Raw genomic sequence first — 18105 nt, 5'->3', positions numbered from 1 at the left:
TGCCGTCGTCAGTTCGGTTTGACGAACCTCAACGTCATCCGGTCCGATTCGCCGATCGCCGCAAAGCGCGCCTTGTCGACGCTGCCGCCTTCGTAGGTGGGCGGCAGCGACCACACGCCATGCGGATAGTCTTTGGTGTCGCGCGGGTTGCTGTTGATCTCACTGCTGGCCGCAAGTTCGAAGCCCGCGGCGCGCGCATGCTCGATCACAAAAGCCTCGGTGACGTAGCCGCTATCGATCATCTGCTGCAGCGACGTGCCCGGCGCCGCGCGATGCTCTTCGACGCCGAGGATGCCGCCTGGTTTGAGCGCGCGATAGAAGGCGCGCAGGTTGGCGTCGAGCTGGCCGTCCTTGATCCAGTTGTGGATATTGCGGAAGGTGAACACGCGGTCGACGTTGCCGTCCGCCGCAAACCCGCTGAACTGTCCCGCCTGGAGCGTGCCGACCACCACGTTGCCATAGATGGGCGGAGTCGCCGCGAGCTTGCGTGCCAGCGCGGCATGGCCGGCCTGTTCTTCCGCCGCGGCGGCGGGCGACGGGCTCACATATTCGGCCTCGTAGAGCGTGCCCTGATCGTGCAGGTAAGGCGCGAGTATGTCCGTGTACCAGCCGCCACCCGGCGCGATTTCAAGCACCGTTTGGGTCGGCGCGATCTCGAAGAATTGCAGCGTGCCTTGCGGATGACGGTAGACGTCGCGTGCCTTCGCGGCCTCGCTACGCTGCGGACCGGCGACCGCTGCGGCGAGCGAGGCCTGGATGGATGGAGCCGACGCGCAGGCCGCCAGCAACAGTGCGGCGGATAGCGCGGCGAGTGTGTAGCGCAGCGGACGAAGCAGCGGAGTGGAGTGGTGAGTCATGGCGCCTGGGATGGGTTCGGGTGGGCCGCGATGAAGCGTGGCAGAAGCGGCAGAAGCGGTAACAGGCCTAACGATAAGCGTTTGCGGCGCGTTTTGCACGCCGCGTGTTCTGCACGTCGCGCGGATTCAGCGTATGGTATTTCGCGAGTGAGCTATACGCTGCCGATGGAATAGCCAGGATCGCAGCACGCACATCAATCCCGCGTCGCCTGCAGGGTGAGCGGGGATCGTCGATTCACGCGGAGAGTCTTGCATGTCTACGTCTTCCCAGCCACGCCCGCCACGCCAACTGCGCCTCGGCGCCTTCATGCGCCCGGTGACGATTCACACCGGCGCCTGGCGTTATCCGGGTGCCTACCCCGATGCCAATTTCAATTTCGCGCATATGAAGCGCTTCGCGCAGACACTCGAGCGCGGACGCTTCGACGCCTTCTTCATGGCCGATCACCTCGCCGTGCTGAACATGCCGGTGGCGTCGTTAAAGCGCAGTCATACCGTCACCTCGTTCGAGCCGATGACCTTGCTGCCGGCACTCGCAGCCGTGACCGAGCACCTCGGCCTGATCGCCACGGCGTCCACCACGTTCGACGCGCCGTATCACGTCGCCCGCCGCTTCGCCTCGCTCGATCACATTAGCGGCGGCCGGGCGGGCTGGAATCTCGTCACCACCTCGAACCCGGATGCGGCGCTTAACTTTGGCCTCGAAGAGCACGTTGAGCACGACGAACGATATCGCCGCGCGCGTGAGTTCTTCGACGTCGTCATCGGGCTATGGGATAGCTGGGCCGACGACGCACTGATTCGCGATGTCGAGTCCGGTATCTTCTTCGATCCGGACAAACTGCATGTGCTCGACCATAAGGGCAAGTATTACTCGGTGCGCGGACCGCTTAACATCGCGCGTCCGGTGCAGGGGTGGCCCGTGATCGTGCAGGCCGGCTCGTCCGAAGCGGGACGGCAGATCGCCGCGGAAACTGCCGAGGCGGTTTTCACCGCGCAGACGACGCTCGCTGATGGCCAACGGTTTTATGCAGACGTCAAAGGCCGCATGGAGAAACTCGGGCGCCCGCGCGACCATATGAAGATCTTGCCCGCGGCGTTCGTGGTGGTGGGCGACACGCTCGATGAAGCGCTGGAAAAGCGCGCCCGTCTCGACACGTTCGTGCATTACGACAGCGGCATCGCCTCGCTCTCGATCGCGCTCGGACACGATGTGTCCGGTTTCGACCCGGATGGCCCGCTGCCGGAGATCCCCGAGAGCAACGCGAGCCGCACGAGCCGGCAGCGTGTGGTGGAGTGGGCCGAGCGGGACAAGCTGACGATCCGCCAACTGGCGCAGCGCATTGGCGGCTACTCGGGGCTGGAAATGGTCGGCACGCCCGCAATGATCGCCGATCAGATGGAAGCGTGGCTCGTCGGCGAGGGCTCGGATGGCTTCAACGTGATGTTCCCCTATCTGCCAGGCGGGCTCGACGATTTCGTCGACAAGGTGATTCCGGAGTTGCAGCGCAGAGGCATTTTCCGGCGCGAATACGAAGGGACGACGCTGCGCGAAAATCTCGGTTTGCCGCGGCCGGAAAACCGCTTTTTCCGCGCTTGAGCGCAACCGGTGATGGCGCCCCTGAAACGAGGGTAAAACGTGAGCCACGCGGCGCTTTCAAGCGCTGTGCCTGGCGGGATCGCGATAGTTGAAACCAGTTGCCGCCGTCACACGTATAAGTTACGAGCGCTAGACAGTCATGCACCTGCAGGTCTGTCTTCGCTCGCCTATGCTGATAGGCAATGTCCGGTCTATATCTGGCGGCGGCCCATGCGGGCCGTACGCGACCCATTTCACCGTGTCGGAGGCATCATGAAACCAGGCTCGAAGCTATTGCAGGCCGTACTGTGTGCGGCAGCGCTGGGCGTCGCCGCTCAGGCGGGTGCGCAAGGCCTCACCCCGCAGGACGATGTGAATGCGCCGCAAAACGGCAAGCAGTTGATGCCGAACGCGCCGCTTGGCAGCGAATACCCGTCGCACGGCAACCAGCAGGCGGGTGAAATGAACCTCAACCCGGTCGATCCCCGCGCACAGCTTGTCAATGGACTGCCGAACAATGCGGAGGCGGGCGGCTACGGCTCGCCGCTGGCCGGCGTGCGCACCTATGTGCAACCGCCGCCGTCGAACTGATTGAAGGTGGATTGAAGGTGGGATGACGATGATTCCGGCCAGGCTCGGCGGGCGAGCGCACGCTCCCTGGCATTGCTGTTCCGGGCGGGCGCAGCGCGGCGGGTGCCGGCGTGCGCGCGTCGCGGCCCGTGCGCTACAATGCCGACAGCCTGAAAACCGGAATATCAATGAAGATCCGCACTTTGTCTCTCGCATGCGTAACGACCGCCGCCGTGCTGCTCGCGGGGTGTACGGCCGTCTACAAGAACACCGACGCGTGTGAACAGATGATGCGCAGCAAACTGGCTGACGTGTCGCCCGACCAGTTGCCTGAGGCATCGATCGACAAGCTGTCCGTCGACCATACGGGCACGGGCATTCACGGCTCGCGAGTCGTTGTCGAGGGCTCGCTCTCGCATATGCAGACCGCTTCGGAAGTGGCGGCGGCGTCCGCGCCGAACGGCGCCTCGGGTGCCTCCGCCGTCGTGGCAACCGCCAAACCGGTCAAACCCCAAAAGGTGGTGAAAGCCGCTGCCGTCGAGTGCACCTTTACGGGGCTGAATCTGGCGTCGTTCCGCTGGCTGGCGCCGGCGGAACTCGTGAAGACCAACGAGGACGCTGCAAGCGACAGCGCGGAGTAACCGCCGCTGCACTCGGCAGCTCGTTTCCCCTGATGTGATTGCTCCGCATGGCGCGGGTTTCGATACGCTGTGCCGTGTTCCGACGCACGGCGCATCGGTGCTTCGGCGCCCGCGCCCATCCTCGTTCAGCAGGGGCTTGCTTGCCCCCCGATCCTCAAACCGCGTTCACGGCCTGAGCCGGCTTCGCATTCTGCTTACGGTTCTCGCGCACCAGCCGCAAAACGCGCTCGCCGAATGCTTCCGGGCATCCTTCAAAGAACCGTTCGACAGCCCTGGTTTCGAGCAACTGGCGGCGCAACGCTTCGCGCTCGTCGTGCTGCTCGATCATGCGCACGGCGGCTTCGATATAGGCTTCGACGGTCTCCGCGGTGGTCCACGCCGGCATATCGGCGCGCGCGAACAGCGCGCCGTCGATATGCTCGAATACCTCCGGTCCCGTCTTGCATACGCCGGGCAAGCCGAGCGTGAAGGCGTCGACAATCCCATTGGTATTGCCGAACGGGAACGGGCTCAGAAATAGATCTGAGTTGTCGACCCGCGCGAGATAGGAGGCATAGTCGTGAAAGCCATGCGTCACGGCGCCCGGCACGGCCTCGCCGATAACCCGCTGCATATGCTTGAACGGCAAGCCCTGGCTGTTGCCGGTCATGAAGTGGAACTGCACGGGAATACCGGCGCGTGCCTGAATCTGCCTGCAGGCGCCGAGGAAGGCCGGGTTGAGTTTCATGGGGCTTGCCGTGACGATGATCTGGATCGTCTCGCGCCGCTCGGGCACGCGCGGGGTGAGCGCCTCCGGCAGCGCGCGCGAGGCCCGGTAGGGCTGGCCGTCCTTGGGCAGTCGCAGCACGCGTTCGCTGAAACAGGCTGGGTCGCCGACGTAGTCTTCCTCGACGCTGATGTAATCGATCTTGTCGGAATGTGTCGTGGCCGGGTGGCCGAGCGCGGCGATCTGCAGCGGCGCGACGCGCAGGTTCGACATGAAGATCGTCAGCACGAACATGCCGACGCTCGGCATATACAGCACGTCGGGTTGCTCGGCCTCGGCGAAAGCGCGGATCGTCCTGAGGCAGTGACCGATGTACTCCGGTTCCTCGAGCTCGATAAAACGGTCGAAGACTGCACGGCCTGCGTCGTCGATCGCATAGCCGAAGCCGAAGCCGACCACCTCGAAGTGCTCGCGCGCGGCTTCGATGGTCCGCGAGTGGGTGCGATAGATCGAATGCGCGCCACTGAACCATTCCGTCACCACGACCATCAACGGTTTCTTGCCGCGCCGTGTGCCGCTCCGGGCGGCGGCGGGTGAAGGCGCAGGCAGATCGGTCAGGCCCAACTGGTCGAGCTTGCGGCGCACCAGCACGTTGATGTCGTGCTTGATCGCATGACGCCGCGGCGTGTCGGCGTAGCTGCAGAACATATAGGCGTTGTGCAGCACGGCGGTGGGCAGGTCGTCCAGATCGTCGAGCTGTTGCAGCTTGCCGGGCAGCCACTCCAGCAGCGCTTCACGTTTGCCATGCGCATGCGCCGAGCCATGGAAGAGCGGCGCCATCAGGACCAGCGCGAGCGAGGCCGCGATGGTTTTATCGTAGGCCCAGAGCGCTGCGAAGTCGATTTCCAGTTCCGATTCGCTCGAATAGAGCACGCACAGCTTCTCGATAAACTGGTCGCCCGGCAGAAATTGTCGATTCGCCGGTCCGCGAGGATTCAGATGGCGGGTGACGTGGTCCGCATGGCCGAACGCCGTGGCGGAAAACAGCACGCCAACCCATTCGTGCAGGGTCAGCATCAGCCTGAAGAATTCGTTGGCGGGCCGGAACCCGGGGTTGGCGAATAGCGTTGCAGCCGCACTGGTCAGGCGCGTACAGAAACGCTGGTGCTGCTCGTCCGGCGACAGGCCGGTCATGCCCGAGGCGAGAAAGTCCTCGTCCAGGCGGCCACGCTTTCTGTGCAGCAGCGCGAGCCCAGCGATGAACTTGAGCGCGGCCTGATCGTGCGCCTGGGTGTGTACGAGTTGCTCGAACTCGTCGAGCGAGAAAATCTCTTTCTCTTCCATGGGTTCAATCTTCTATAGAAACGGGTGCGGCTAACGCTCTTGTGATGACGCTAGCCGGAGATGGGGCGCAAAGCGGGGAAGCACATCGGGAAAACACAGCGGAAATTCACGGCGCCGCCGGGACGTCCGAACGCTGCTCCGAGACGAGTTGCAGGACGCGCTCAGCGAAGACTTCCGGCCGGCCCTCGAAGAACCGTTCGACAGCCCGGGTCTCGATCAACTGGCGACGCAAGGCCTCGCGCTCGTCGTGCTGGTCGATCATGCGCACAGCGGCCTCGATATAGGCTTCGACGTTTTCCGCGACGGTCCAGGCGGGCATGCCGGCGCGCGCGAACAGCGCGCCGTCGATATGCTCGAAGACTTCGGGACCGGTCTTGCATACGCCTGGTAAGCCGAGCGTGAAGGCATCGACAATCCCGTTGGTGTTGCCGAACGGGAATGGGCTCAGGAACAGGTCCGAGGCGTCGACGGCAGCCAGATAGGCCGGGTAGTCATGCAGCCCATGGACCGTGGCGCCGGGTACGATCCGGGTGATGACGCGCTGCATGTGCTCGAGCGGCAACCCGGTAATCACGCCTGCCATGAAACTGAATTCGACTGGCAGGCTGGCGCGCGCCTGGATCTGGCGGCAGGCCTCGAGAAACGCTGGGTTCACCTTCATCGAACTGGCGGTGACGATGATGCGGATCGTCGCGTGCCGTTCGGGCACGCCAGGCGTGACCGGGGGCAGCGCGAGCGACGGCCGGTACGGCTGGGCGTCCTTGGGCAGCTTCAGCAGGCGCTCACTGAAACAGGCGGGGTCGCCGACGTAGTCTTCCTCGACGCTGATGTAATCGATCTTGTCGGAATGTGTCGTGGCAGGGTGGCCAAGCGCAGCAATCTGCAACGGCGCGACGCGCAGGTTCGACATGAATACGGTCAGCGCGAACATGCCGACGCTCGGCATATACAGCACGTCCGGCTGCTCGGCCTCGGCGAAAGCGCGGATCGTCTTCAGGCATTCGCCGAGATAGTCCGGCTCTTCGAGTTCGACGAAACGGTCGAAGATCGCGCGGCCCGCGTCGTCGATCGCGTAGCCGAAGCCGAAGCCGACCACCTCGAAGTGCTCGCGCGCGGCTTCGATGGTTCGGGAGTGGGTGCGATAGATCGCATGCACACCGCTGAACCATTCGGTGACCACGAGCATCAACGGTTTCTTGCGCGTGTTTGCCTCAACGTGCTTTGGGCGAGGCTTGTGCGCGGGCAGGTCCGTGAGGTCCAGTTGCTCCAGCTTGCGGCGCACCAGTACGTTGATGTCGCGCTTGATGGCGTGGCGCGCCGGGGTGTCGGCGTAGCTGCAGTACATGTAGGCATGGTGCAGCACGGCGGTGGGCAGGTCGTCCAGATCGTCAATCTGCTGCAGCTTGCCGGGCAGCCACTCCAGCAGCGCTTCACGCTTGCCGTGCGCGTGCGCCGAACCCTGGAAGACCGGCGCGAGCATAACAAGGGCGAGGCGCGCGGCGGTGGTCTTGTCGTGCGCCCAGAGCGCGGCGAGATCGACTTCGAGTTCCGATTCGTTCGAATACAGCAGGCACAGCTTGTCGGTAAAGCGGTCGCCTGGCAGAAACCGCCGGTCTTCGGGGCCGCGCGGATTTAGATAACGGATCACGTGATCCGCGTTGCCGAACGCGGTGGCGGCAAAGATCTCGCCCAGCCAGCGGTGCAGGGTCAGCAGCACCCGGTAGCAGTTGTCAACCGGGGTGAAATCGGGCCGCGAGAACAGCGTTGAGATCGCACTGGCGAGGCGCGTGCAGTAACGCTCGCGGCGCTGCTCGGGCGGCAGATGGTTCAGGTCCGAGGCGAGGAAGTTCGCATCGACCTCGCCGCGATTGTATTCGAGCAGCGCCAGCGCACCGATCAACCGGAATGACGCGACGTGGTTCTCCCGGGTATAGACGAGCTGCTCGAACTCATCGAGCGAAAAGGTAAATGCCATGATTCCGATTCTTTAAAGATATGCAGGACTAACAATATTGAGATGGTGTCGGTCCAGAATCGGATTATCGCAGTTGGCCCGTATCAAATATGCTTGAGCCCGGATTTTGGGAATTTTCTGTGTAGGGCGCGTGAGATCTGGCCTGCTGGAATCTGGCTGAGCCCCGCAGGAGATAGCGAGATGGTATGTAGGAGTTGGATGGCGCAAGGCGGAGAACCGGTCCGCCGCCACCGTCAGCGGATAACCGGTTCACTGCCAGCGATTCACTCAGAACGCGTAGTACGGACCAGCGCCGGCCGAGGTAAGGCGCGACTCGATGGCGGTATAGATACGGCGTCCATAGAAGAACGGCAGACCCCAGCCGAAGCTGTTGCTCGAGATGCCGGCCAGGTTGGCGAACGCGTTGTTGGTGGAGTTGAAGAGCGCCGTCGAATTGCCCACCGAATAGGACACCGCTGCGCTCGTACCGTCGCTGCCGGTAATCGTCGCGTTTGCGGCCTGCGGCGTGGCGGGGCAGTACCACAAGCCGCATTGCGGCATCCCGGCGTTGGCAATGAACAGCGCGTTCGAGCCGCTATCCAGATAGCTGAGGGAGTACGTCTGGTTGTTGCTGACTGTCGTGACGTAGCCGCTCTGCGCATTCGCCCGCAGTACCGTCGCGCCGCCCAGCACGTTGTTCGCCTGAGTGCCGATGCCGAAGATCAGCGAACCGCTCACCGTCGGCGCCCCCGTGGCGGCCACAGCAGGCAGGTCGATCACGACGCCGTTGTTGTCGAGAGCAAAGGCGCTCACCGGGTTTGTGACCTGCTGGGAGAGCGGTTGGGCGCTCGCCTGACAGGCGCCGCTTGCGTTGCAACTGTAGTACCAGCGCGGCGCGGCGCTATTCGCGCAGGTGCCGCCGCAATCCGCGGCAAACAGTCCGACGCCGAGGATGCCATTGCTGCGCAAGCTGGTGGAGCTTTGCATGGCAAGGCCGGTGCCGCTGCAGTCGGACGGCACGCTCGGCACCGTAGGATCGGCGATCACCTGGACCGGCAGCGCGGCAGCCAGTTGTCCAGCCATCTGCACGTCTGCGCTGCGCACCGCGCCCCAGGTGTAGCCGCCGCCAAATATCGCGCACTCGCCGGCGTTGCCGCCGCCCGCCTGCAGCGCCGGCAGTTGTAGCGTGGACGGCAGCGCCGAGGCAAGAATGCGCAGCCCCTGCGAACCGGTGTCGACCTGCACGTTGTTGACGGTCGCGCAGTTACTGGTGCCGGGCACGCAGATCGTGACGCTGGTCGTGAGCATATTGCGGGTCAAGCCGGGCGCTGCGCTCACGGCGATCGGCTGCACGTTCGGTGTGGTGGATTGGGGGATCGCCGCTGGAGTGCTGGCGGCGCTGCCAGGCGGGGTGGCGGCAAGCGGCGCACTGGCGGTGGCCGGTGCGGCTGCCGCGCCGGTGGCGGTGCTGTTGGCGCCACCGCCACCACCGCCGCCGCAGGCGGCGAGGGCGCCGCATAGTGCGCTGCCGATGAGAAACAGGAACACAGAGAGGAATCCGGAGCGGGTCGGCATGAGCGTGCTCCTTCAAGGCAGTTGGTCAGGCGTCACACCGGCGGGCAGCGCGCCGGGCAGCCAGGCGCGCCCAACGTAACTGCGCATCTGGCCGCCCGATTCCACGACCACATCGGGCTGAACCACACGCGAGTCGTGCAGATCGCTCGAGCTTGCGCGCTCCACGGCGTTGCCCGCCACGTAGGAGGCGTCGTAGGCGCCCAGCAGGGCCGGCAGGTCGGGCATGGTCGGGCCTTGCCAGGTGTAGGCGAAGATTTCGCCGGTGTTCGAGGCGTATTCGTTGATGGTCGTGCCGCCCGCGTCGACGCTCGTGCGCATCACCACGACGCCGTTCAGCAGCGTAACCGGCGCGCCCGCGGATCCGCTCGAGCCGGTGTCGATGGCACCGCCGAGCGCCGCGTGAGCGCAGGTCATGGGAAGCAAGATGGAAAGCGCCGCCGCCCGTGCGGCACTGATGTTGAACGATTTCGGGACGATCCTCGATACCCGCATGGCTGACCTCTTCATTTTTTAAAACTGTGAATTCAAGATATCACCGAGGTTTTTTGAGCAACGCTGACAAGGCCGAACGTGGTGGTCTGAAATCTCAAAAAGAATGATCGTGCTATCTTTGAATTGCGCGAAAAAACAATGAGATAGCGTATCTGACAGGATTGTCCGACATTGGTGTGAGGAATGTTGCCAATTGTTAAATTGCGCGTGCCATGAGGGCCGTTGAGGTGTGCCGGTTGCGCGATTTTTGTGTGTGGCGAAAGGGCCGTTTCGATGCAGCGAGCAACGGCTTGGCGGGTGGTCGAAACACGCCGGAAAACCGCCTTTACGAGCCCCTCCAGCGGGGGCCATACCGGCTTTTTGCACAGGTTCGTCCGGGACCGGTAAAATCACGGGTTGATCCACGGAAACTTGCCGTGGCGTAGCGGAAGGATTCCCTGAACATGACTGATCTTCGTCTTACCAAGCGGTTTGCAGTATTGCTGATGGCAGGCGGGCTGGTCGCCGGCTGCGGTACCTCGTCGCCGACCCAGATTGACTACAAGAGCGATTCCAGATCGAAGCAGGTGTCGCTGGCTGTGCCGCCGAACATGATCGATGAGACGTCCGATCAGCGCTCGCTACCGCCGCAGGGCGGCGAGACCTCGTTGTCCACGCTCAAGCAGGTGCAGGACCAGGCGCCGGTCTCCGACCTGAGCGTGCTGCCGCAGGTTAAGGGCATGCATATCCAGCGTGACGGCACGGAAAGCTGGCTGGTGATCGACGGCAAGACGCCCGATCAGGTCTGGCCGCAGATCCGCCGTTTCTGGCAGGAACAGGGCTTCCTGCTGGTGGTCGACCAGCGCGACAAGGGCGTGATGGAGACCGACTGGAACGAAACCCATGCGCAGATCAACGACGGCCTGATCCGCAACACGCTGTCGAAGGCCATGGGCAACACGTATGTCGCCTCCGAGCGCAACAAGTACCGTACCCGTCTCGAAACCGCGCCGAGCGGCGGTACCTACGTGTTTGTCAGCCAGAAGGGCATGCAGGAAGCCCTGAGCGGCGCCAACAACGAGTCGACTACGTGGCAGCCCAAGCCGAACGATCCGGGTCTGGAAACCGAATACCTGAAGCGTCTGATGGCCTCGCTGGCACAGGCCGATGCGCGTGCCACCGCAGGCGACGCGCAGAGCGCGGCTCTGTCGCCGGCCGGCACGCAGATGGCGCCGGCTGCCGCAGCGGCAGGCGCGAACTCGGCTGCGGCCAAAGCGGCGGCGCAAAACGTCGCCTTGGCGGCGCAGCAACCGGCGCAGCCGCCTATGCCGGACCAGGACGCGGGCAACACCTCGGCGCAATACACGTCAACCGAACTCACGCTCGGCGAGCCGTATGACCGTGCCTGGGTGCGTGTGGGCATCGCGCTGGATCGCAGCAACTTCACGGTAGACAATCGCGACCGCGCCCGTGGCCTGTATTCCGTGCGCTACGTGGATCCGAAAGACCTGACGGCGGCTGAGCAGGGCTTCTGGAGCCAGGTGTTCCACGGCAAGACCGAGAAGGTCGCCAAGCAGTACCTCGTGAACGTGCGCGCGGTCACCCCTGACCAGACCCGCGTGGCGGTGGTCGACGACAAGGGCAACGTCGACTCGTCGAGGCCGGCCAAGGAAATCATGAGTCTCGTGGTCGATCAGTTGCGCTGATCCACCGCGCTTCGCTCAAAAGCCCGCCTGGGATGGTTTCCAGGCGGGCTTTTTTATCGCCGCTGTCTTTGCGCGAGTGGACTTGAGACGTCCTCTAATGAATCCCCGCACTGAGCATGGAGCTTGCTTCTCTGGCCGCACCAAGACCAAGGAGACCTGCCATGTTCGACGTGATTCCCTACTGGATGTGGGCTGCCAGCCTGCTCGTTCTCGCGCTGGTGTGTGGTGCGGCGCTCTCGAAGCACGTAACGTGACGTTACGCCGTAACGCGCCGCAAAAACCCTCTCCCTTTCCCACGCCAGAGAAAAAATAAATAAAAAAATCAATGGCTTGCGATTGCGTGTCAACGGCATTTCAGCCTGGCACGCAAGCTGCTTTTATCTACCTCATGGGCCGGATGGCCGCGCGGCAGCCTCGGTTGCGACTGCTGCGCATGGCGCCGACCCACTTCGAAACACGTTGATTGCGCGCCGGCGACGAACCGGCGCGTTGCCCGATGACGGCCCGCGCGCGTGGCGCGCGGCCTCGGTGGCCCCGTCGCCTATCCTCGTAGGGCGACGGTTTCGCCCGCGCCCCGATGGAGCGCGGGCTATTTTTTTGCGCGGGTGGTTTTGTCAGCCCTTGCTCAGGTGTCCGCGCCGCTCGGGCGGCGCGGCCCGAGCCACGGGACGCGTTTGATGGCGCCGGTCGCGAGCGCGGTGCCGATCAGGATCACGAAGCAGCCTTCGAGCATTCCCGGCGAGACGCTTTCGCTGAGGAACAGCGCGCCCCACAGGATGCCGAAGATCGGAATCACGAAGGTGACGGTGATCGTGCGCGCGGGACCGATGGCTGCCACCAGATTGAAGTACAGCATATAGGCGAGCCCGGTGCAGGCGACGCCGAGCGCAATGACCGCGCCCCACGCGTGCAGCGAGACCGGCGTGGCCGGCCAGTAGATCACGGCGAGCGGCAGCATCACGAGGGTGGCGCCGCTCATGGTGCCGGCGGCGACGGTAAGCGGATCGACGCCAGTCAGATAGCGCTTGGTGTAGTTGGCAGCGATGCCGTACAGCAGCGTTGCACCGAGTGCGGCTGCCGCGGCCAGCGCGGTGGTCAGCGCCGTAGCGCCGCCGCCGTGGGGCGTGGCGATCTGATCCCAGACCAGCATCAACACGCCGAGGAAGCCGACCGCGAGGCCTGCGCTGCGCAGCGCGCTCAGCCGGTCCCTGAGCCAGAGGAACGCCACCAGCGCACCCCATAGCGGCGTGCTGGCGTTGATCACCGAAGTCACACCTGCCGACAGCGTCAATTCTGCGTATGCGAACAGGCAAAACGGCGCGGCCGAATTCAGGATGCCGACCACCAGCAGGGGCCACGCGCGCTCGCGTATCGTGGCCACCGATTGGCGCACGGGGCGCCGTGCCACCAGCAGGAAAACCAGAAACAGCGCGCCGATCCCCACGCGCAACGCCATCAGCGGCGCCACGCCGAGGTCGGTCACACCGACCCGGATGAACAGAAACGACGCACCCCATAGGGCCGCGAGAATCAGGAGTTGAAGCAGGTTTTTGGTATTCATGGAAGGCGCGTCTCGCGCAGTTGAGTCGAGACGCGAATCGATGGTAACAGCGCGAGTTTGCGGATGTTTCAGGCTGGAATGAAACAGCAAGATATTCTTGCCGAACCTTGTCCTGTAGGGCTAAGCGTAAGCGTCGCGAGGCTTGGCGTAAAACGAGCAATTCTCACGGATATGTGAGAAAAATTGACAGAAGCGCCGGCTGGCAGCGCGACGGCGGCCGTGCGTAAGAAGCAACAAAAAAGGCACGCCCGCGAGCGTGCCTGTTTTGCTCACATCGAGCCGCGTGCGGTCAATGCGGGATCATGCCTTGCAGGTAGTTCTGCTGCAACCACACGATGATGCCGAGCACGATCGTCAGAATCACCGAGTGCTTGAAGGTCTTTGCGAACACCACGCCTTCCTTGCCTTTGAGATCGGTGGTCGCCACGCCGGTGGAGATGTTCTGCGGCGAGATCATCTTGCCCATCACCCCGCCTGACGAATTGGTGGCGGCCATCAGGATCGGATTGAGATTGAGCTGATTGGCGGCCACCACCTGCAGGTTGCCGAACAGGGCATTGCCGGAGGTGTCGCTGCCCGACAGGAACACCGCCACCCAGCCGAGGAACGCCGACACCAGCGGGAAGAACGCGCCAACCGATGCCACACCGAGGCCGAGCGTATAGGTGAGTCCCGAGTAGTTCATCAGGTAGGCGAGCGCAACGATGGTCGCCACGGTCAGGATGGCGATGCGCGTCTGCACCCAGGTATCGACGATGGCGCGGCCGAATTCGGCCAGCGATAGCCGCACCAGCAGCGCCGTGATGATCGCCGCGACGAGGATTGCGGTGCCGGTGGCGAGCGGCTGGAAGTCCCAGACGGCGGCATACGGCGTGTGGTACAGCGTGATGAAGACCGCCTTGTTCAGGCCCGGCCAGGGCACCTTGATGTCGCCGATCGTGAAGACCTTGGCGATCGTCCAGATGATCACGACTACCGACACGATGATCCACGGATACCAGCCCTGAGCGCCGCTGATCTTGCCGCGAACCTCGCCGATACGGTCGATGTTGACCGCGAACTTTGGATCGGCTGCGGGCTTCCAGAACCTCAGGAACGAGACCGTCACGATCAGCGAGACCAGCGACGAGAGCACGTCGGTCAGGCTGTAGCTCACGTAGTTGGAGACGACGAACTGTGTCACGGCGAAGCTGCCGCCCGCGACCAGCAGCACCGGCCAGATCCGCAGCATGTTGCGAAAGCCGGCATACACGGCGATCACATAGAACGGCAGCAGGAACGCGAAGAACGGCAACTGCCGGCCGACCATCTTGGCGAGGCTGTCGGCGGGCAGGTGGGTGACCGCGGCGAGCACCGTGATCGGCACGCCGAGCGCGCCGAAGGCGACCGGTGCGGTATCGAAGATGAGCGTGAAGGTGAGGGCTTCGAGCGTCGGGAAGCCGAGCAGGATCAGCAGCGAGCTGGTGATCGCCACCGGGGTGCCGAAGCCGGAGATGCCTTCGAGCAGCGCGCCGAACGAGAAGCCGATCACCACCAGCACGATGCGCCGGTCGTTCGGCAGGTTGTCGATCATCCACATGCGAAACGCGGCGAAGCGGCCCGAGCGTTGCGCGATGTTGTAGAGCAGGATCGCCGCGACGACGATCCACATGATCGGCCACAGCGCGAACACCGCGCCGGCGACGACCGTATTGAGCGCGAGGCCGACGGGAAACTGCCAGCCGAAGATCGCCACCAGCAACCCGACGATCAGACCGGCGAGCGACGCTTGCCATGCCGGGCGCCGGGCCCAGCCGAGCAGCACCAGCACCACCAGGATCGGCAGCGCGGCGACGAGGAACGACGGCAATAGCGAATTGCCGATAGGGGTCAACAGTTGGTGAAACATCACGTCTCCTTCGTTGTTGTTCGAGTCGACGCGACGGACTGCGCGTGAGATGACGCGTCGGATGGAGCAGGACGGATGACGGTATGGCTGCGTGTGGGTACAGCACCGGAATCGCGTATTTAAACAGATAGTGCGTGCGGCAGTTCCAGCATAGAACTCGGGCTGGCGCAGTCAAGACGGGAAACTACGGGCGGGCTGGCAGCGAATGGTGCAGGTGGCGCGACGATGGCTTGGCGGTGGCCGGGAAATGACGAGCACGTCACGAATGGATGGCGCTGCGTTTACTCGGAGGTATGAGGGGGCGGTAGCGCAATGGGGGAGTGGAGCGATGAGGCGGTGAAGCGATTAGATGGTGATGCGGTGAGGCGGTGATGCAGCGCCGGGCAACGTATTCACGTGAGCCGCTGCCCGGCGCGCTTGGTCTGGCTTGTTAGTTGGCCTGGTTGGCGTAGCTGTCTTAGTGGTAGTGGCCGTGCCAACCGCCACCCCAGCCGCCGCCCCAATGTCCGCCGCCCCAGCAGCAACCGCCACCCCAATAGCCGCCGAAGCCGATCGAAACCGATGGGCCCCAATAAGCGGGGTAGCCGTACCCATAATAGGCAGGGTAAGCCGGATAGGCGGGATAAGGATAGTAAGCGGGATAGACCGGCGCGGGCGCCGGAGCCGGCACGTAGACCTGCTGGGTCGCCACGGGCGCCGCGCTCGACATGGACGGCACGCTATACGAACCGGAGGTTGTGACCGAGGGCGGCGGCGGGGCGGGGATCGGGCCATGCTGGCTCAGTGCGCCGACCGGCTCGCCGTTCGCTGTCACCGGCACGGCCGCCTGGGTCGACGAAGCGGGTACGGTTGCGTAATAGCCGTTCGCGCCGTAGGGATAGTAGCCGTAGGGGTAATAGCAGCCGGACAAGGCAAGCACCATAGCCGCGGCGGCGAGGCGGGTGGTGGCGGAAAGGGAAATCATGGCACGCTCCTGATGCTTCTCGATGCCGCGGCGGTTGGTGTTGATGATTCTAAAAAACGGCATCATCCGCTCAGCTTACGCCGTCGCGGCTTGCCTCAGGTTGCAATCTCGTTACCGCTTGTTTCAGAGATGGAAGCGGCTATCCGGCTTGTGATGACGGCGCCGGCGAGCAGTCTGCGCAAATGAGAGAGCCCGCCGGTGGCGGGCTCTCTCATGCATGACAAGCGGGCGGCGCGTTCTTGCGAGCGCCGCCTGGCTGGCCTTACTGACGCTGATAAATCTCAGCGCCCTTCTTCATGAACTCGATCGACTTCACTTCCATGCCTTTCTTCAAGGCTTCGTCGTCGGAGACACCTTGCTGTGCCGCGAACTCGCGCACGTCCTGGGTGATCTTCATCGAGCAGAAGTGCGGGCCGCACATCGAGCAGAAATGCGCGACTTTGGCCGAGTCCTTCGGCAGCGTTTCGTCGTGGAATTCACGCGCCTTGTCCGGGTCGAGACCGAGATTGAACTGGTCTTCCCAACGGAATTCGAAGCGTGCCTTCGACAGCGCGTTGTCGCGCACCTGCGCGCCCGGATGGCCCTTCGCCAGATCCGCTGCGTGGGCTGCCAGCTTGTACGTGATGATGCCGGTCTTGACGTCGTCCTTGTTCGGCAGACCCAGGTGTTCCTTCGGCGTCACGTAGCAGAGCATCGCCGTGCCGAACCAGCCGATCATGGCAGCGCCGATGCCCGACGTGATGTGGTCGTAGCCAGGGGCAATGTCGGTGGTCAACGGTCCGAGCGTGTAGAACGGTGCTTCGTCACACCATTCCAGTTGCAGGTCCATGTTTTCCTTGATGAGCTGCATCGGCACGTGGCCCGGGCCTTCGATCATCGTCTGCACGTCGTGCTTCCACGCGATCTGCGTGAGTTCGCCGAGCGTCTTCAGTTCGCCCAGTTGCGCTTCGTCGTTGGCATCGTAGATCGAGCCAGGACGCAGGCCGTCGCCGAGCGAGAAGGCCACGTCATAGGCCTTCATGATTTCGCAGATGTCTTCGAAGTGCTCGTACAGGAAGCTTTCCTTGTGGTGAGCCAGACACCACTTCGCCATGATCGAGCCGCCGCGCGAGACGATACCCGTCATGCGCTTGGCCGTCAGCGGCACGTACTGCAGACGCACGCCGGCGTGGATCGTGAAGTAGTCGACGCCTTGCTCGGCCTGTTCGATCAGCGTGTCGCGGAAGATTTCCCAGGTCAGGTCTTCGGCCTTGCCGTTGACCTTTTCGAGCGCCTGATAGATCGGCACCGTGCCGATCGGCACCGGCGAATTGCGGATGATCCATTCGCGCGTTTCGTGGATGTGCTTGCCGGTGGAGAGATCCATCACCGTGTCGCCGCCCCAGCGGATCGCCCAGGTCATCTTGTCGACTTCTTCGCCGATCGACGAGGTCACGGCCGAGTTGCCGATGTTCGCGTTGACCTTCACGAGGAAGTTACGGCCGATGATCATCGGCTCGCTTTCCGGGTGATTGATGTTGTTCGGGATGATTGCGCGGCCGCGCGCCACTTCTTCACGCACGAATTCCGGCGTGATTTCCGTCAGGCCGTTCGGACCGAATGCGCTTGCGCCGAAAGCCTGGCCCGGATGCTGGCGGCCCATCATCGCAGCGAGCTTTTCGCCGTTCGGGCCGCTCGTCTTGAGCGTTTCCAGATACGCCGCGCGCTGCTGGTTTTCGCGAATCGCGATGTACTCCATCTCCGGCGTGATGATGCCTTTGCGGGCGTAGTGCATCTGCGAGACGTTCTTGCCGGCGACGGCGCGGCGCGGCGTGCGGTGCAGGCCCTGGAAGCGTAGCTCGGCGGTGGCCGTATCGGCGGCGCGCTCGCGGCTGAAGTCGCTGGAGAGGCCGGTCAGCGCCTCGGTGTCGCCGCGCTCTTCGATCCAGCGCTGACGCAGCGCCGGCAGACCGGCACGGATGTCGATCGTCGCTTCCGGATCGGAATAGGGACCCGACGTATCGTAGACAAAGACCGGCGGGTTCTTCTCGCCGCCGAAGCTGTCCGGTGTGTCCGACTGGGTGATTTCACGCATCGGCACGCGGATATCAGAGCGCGATCCGGTGACGTAGATCTTGCGGGAATTCGGCAGCGGCGCGACAGCGGCCGCATCGACGTGAGCGTCGGCGGAAAGAAACTTCGGGTTGGCGTTCATCTATTTCTCCTGTGTCGACCCGAGTTGGCGCGTTAGCACCTTACTCGGGTCCCATGCAAAGCTATGTGGGGCGGCTAAGCAGGAGACGAGACGGA

The 18105-nt window shown here is 63.7% G+C and carries 14 protein-coding genes; 5 read left to right on the top strand and 9 right to left on the bottom strand.

The features are described 5' to 3' along the window. Window positions 1-8 precede the first annotated feature (8 nt). Entirely contained in the window at window positions 9-857 is an 849-nt protein-coding gene (locus BLQ92_RS28695; protein ID WP_090689759.1) for a class I SAM-dependent methyltransferase, read from the bottom strand. 253 nt (window positions 858-1110) lie between these two features. On the opposite strand from BLQ92_RS28695, the gene BLQ92_RS28690 reads away from it, so the two are divergent. From BLQ92_RS28690 to BLQ92_RS28680, 3 genes are all read left to right on the top strand, one after another. After that, a complete protein-coding gene (locus BLQ92_RS28690; RefSeq protein WP_090689756.1) occupies window positions 1111-2457 on the top strand; it encodes an LLM class flavin-dependent oxidoreductase in 1347 nt (448 codons plus the stop codon). 252 nt (window positions 2458-2709) lie between these two features. Then, on the top strand, window positions 2710-3027 hold the full coding sequence (locus BLQ92_RS28685) for a hypothetical protein (RefSeq protein WP_090689753.1): 318 nt from the start codon (window positions 2710-2712) through the stop codon (window positions 3025-3027). A 167-nt stretch (window positions 3028-3194) separates the two neighbouring features. Then, the gene (locus BLQ92_RS28680) at window positions 3195-3647 is read left to right on the top strand and encodes a hypothetical protein (RefSeq protein ID WP_090689750.1); all 453 of its coding nucleotides are present in this window, start codon (window positions 3195-3197) and stop codon (window positions 3645-3647) included. 154 nt (window positions 3648-3801) lie between these two features. On the opposite strand, the gene BLQ92_RS28675 is transcribed toward BLQ92_RS28680, so the two are convergent. From BLQ92_RS28675 to BLQ92_RS28660, 4 genes are all read right to left on the bottom strand, one after another. Next, window positions 3802-5697: a glycosyl transferase family 1 gene (locus BLQ92_RS28675; RefSeq protein WP_090689747.1), complete on the bottom strand. Its 1896-nt coding sequence runs from the start codon at window positions 5695-5697 to the stop codon at window positions 3802-3804. Window positions 5698-5803: 106 nt separating this feature from the next. Next, window positions 5804-7672, bottom strand: a complete 1869-nt coding sequence (locus BLQ92_RS28670; RefSeq protein WP_425312514.1) for a glycosyl transferase family 1 — start codon at window positions 7670-7672, stop codon at window positions 5804-5806. 267 nt (window positions 7673-7939) lie between these two features. Beyond that, a complete protein-coding gene (locus BLQ92_RS28665) occupies window positions 7940-9226 on the bottom strand; it encodes a DUF3443 domain-containing protein (RefSeq protein WP_090689742.1) in 1287 nt (428 codons plus the stop codon). A gap of 12 nt (window positions 9227-9238) precedes the next feature. Next, window positions 9239-9718, bottom strand: coding sequence for a DUF2844 domain-containing protein (locus BLQ92_RS28660; protein ID WP_425194959.1), 480 nt, complete (start codon window positions 9716-9718; stop codon window positions 9239-9241). A gap of 443 nt (window positions 9719-10161) precedes the next feature. Between BLQ92_RS28660 and bamC the strand changes: the two genes are divergently transcribed. Beyond that, a complete protein-coding gene (gene bamC, locus BLQ92_RS28655) occupies window positions 10162-11403 on the top strand; it encodes an outer membrane protein assembly factor BamC (protein WP_090689736.1) in 1242 nt (413 codons plus the stop codon). A 625-nt stretch (window positions 11404-12028) separates the two neighbouring features. Here bamC and BLQ92_RS28650 read toward each other — a convergent pair. The 3 genes from BLQ92_RS28650 to BLQ92_RS28640 all read right to left on the bottom strand — a co-directional run bounded on the left by BLQ92_RS28650 (window position 12029) and on the right by BLQ92_RS28640 (window position 15816). After that, window positions 12029-12964, bottom strand: a complete 936-nt coding sequence (locus BLQ92_RS28650; protein ID WP_090689733.1) for a DMT family transporter — start codon at window positions 12962-12964, stop codon at window positions 12029-12031. A gap of 289 nt (window positions 12965-13253) precedes the next feature. Further along, entirely contained in the window at window positions 13254-14852 is a 1599-nt protein-coding gene (locus BLQ92_RS28645) for an L-lactate permease (protein ID WP_090689730.1), read from the bottom strand. 457 nt (window positions 14853-15309) lie between these two features. Continuing rightward, window positions 15310-15816 carry a hypothetical protein gene (locus tag BLQ92_RS28640; protein WP_090690092.1) on the bottom strand — a complete coding sequence of 169 codons (507 nt, stop codon included), beginning with the start codon at window positions 15814-15816 and terminating at the stop codon, window positions 15310-15312. Between the two features lie 12 nt (window positions 15817-15828). On the opposite strand from BLQ92_RS28640, the gene BLQ92_RS40195 reads away from it, so the two are divergent. Further along, a complete protein-coding gene (locus tag BLQ92_RS40195) occupies window positions 15829-16002 on the top strand; it encodes a hypothetical protein (RefSeq protein WP_176860782.1) in 174 nt (57 codons plus the stop codon). A 76-nt stretch (window positions 16003-16078) separates the two neighbouring features. Here BLQ92_RS40195 and thiC read toward each other — a convergent pair whose 3' ends face one another. Next, on the bottom strand, window positions 16079-18010 hold the full coding sequence (gene thiC, locus BLQ92_RS28635; protein ID WP_090689728.1) for a phosphomethylpyrimidine synthase ThiC: 1932 nt from the start codon (window positions 18008-18010) through the stop codon (window positions 16079-16081). Window positions 18011-18105 lie beyond the last annotated feature (95 nt).

Origin of the sequence: Paraburkholderia phenazinium (assembly GCF_900100735.1) — a bacterium.
GTDB lineage: Bacteria > Pseudomonadota > Gammaproteobacteria > Burkholderiales > Burkholderiaceae > Paraburkholderia > Paraburkholderia phenazinia.
This window is presented reverse-complemented; position numbering and strand designations above follow the sequence as displayed.

What these genes read in the sequence shown, in the direction of transcription:
- BLQ92_RS28660 (WP_425194959.1), bottom strand. Translation starts at nt 9,718, where the DNA reads ATGCGGGTATCGAGGATCGTCCCGAAATCGTTCAACATCAGTGCCGCA.
- BLQ92_RS28685 (WP_090689753.1), top strand. Translation starts at nt 2,710, where the DNA reads ATGAAACCAGGCTCGAAGCTATTGCAGGCCGTACTGTGTGCGGCAGCG.
- thiC (WP_090689728.1), bottom strand. Translation starts at nt 18,010, where the DNA reads ATGAACGCCAACCCGAAGTTTCTTTCCGCCGACGCTCACGTCGATGCG.
- BLQ92_RS28640 (WP_090690092.1), bottom strand. Translation starts at nt 15,816, where the DNA reads ATGATTTCCCTTTCCGCCACCACCCGCCTCGCCGCCGCGGCTATGGTG.
- BLQ92_RS28695 (WP_090689759.1), bottom strand. Translation starts at nt 857, where the DNA reads ATGACTCACCACTCCACTCCGCTGCTTCGTCCGCTGCGCTACACACTC.
- BLQ92_RS28650 (WP_090689733.1), bottom strand. Translation starts at nt 12,964, where the DNA reads ATGAATACCAAAAACCTGCTTCAACTCCTGATTCTCGCGGCCCTATGG.
- BLQ92_RS28645 (WP_090689730.1), bottom strand. Translation starts at nt 14,852, where the DNA reads ATGTTTCACCAACTGTTGACCCCTATCGGCAATTCGCTATTGCCGTCG.
- bamC (WP_090689736.1), top strand. Translation starts at nt 10,162, where the DNA reads ATGACTGATCTTCGTCTTACCAAGCGGTTTGCAGTATTGCTGATGGCA.
- BLQ92_RS28675 (WP_090689747.1), bottom strand. Translation starts at nt 5,697, where the DNA reads ATGGAAGAGAAAGAGATTTTCTCGCTCGACGAGTTCGAGCAACTCGTA.
- BLQ92_RS40195 (WP_176860782.1), top strand. Translation starts at nt 15,829, where the DNA reads ATGCTTCTCGATGCCGCGGCGGTTGGTGTTGATGATTCTAAAAAACGG.
- BLQ92_RS28690 (WP_090689756.1), top strand. Translation starts at nt 1,111, where the DNA reads ATGTCTACGTCTTCCCAGCCACGCCCGCCACGCCAACTGCGCCTCGGC.
- BLQ92_RS28665 (WP_090689742.1), bottom strand. Translation starts at nt 9,226, where the DNA reads ATGCCGACCCGCTCCGGATTCCTCTCTGTGTTCCTGTTTCTCATCGGC.
- BLQ92_RS28670 (WP_425312514.1), bottom strand. Translation starts at nt 7,672, where the DNA reads ATGGCATTTACCTTTTCGCTCGATGAGTTCGAGCAGCTCGTCTATACC.
- BLQ92_RS28680 (WP_090689750.1), top strand. Translation starts at nt 3,195, where the DNA reads ATGAAGATCCGCACTTTGTCTCTCGCATGCGTAACGACCGCCGCCGTG.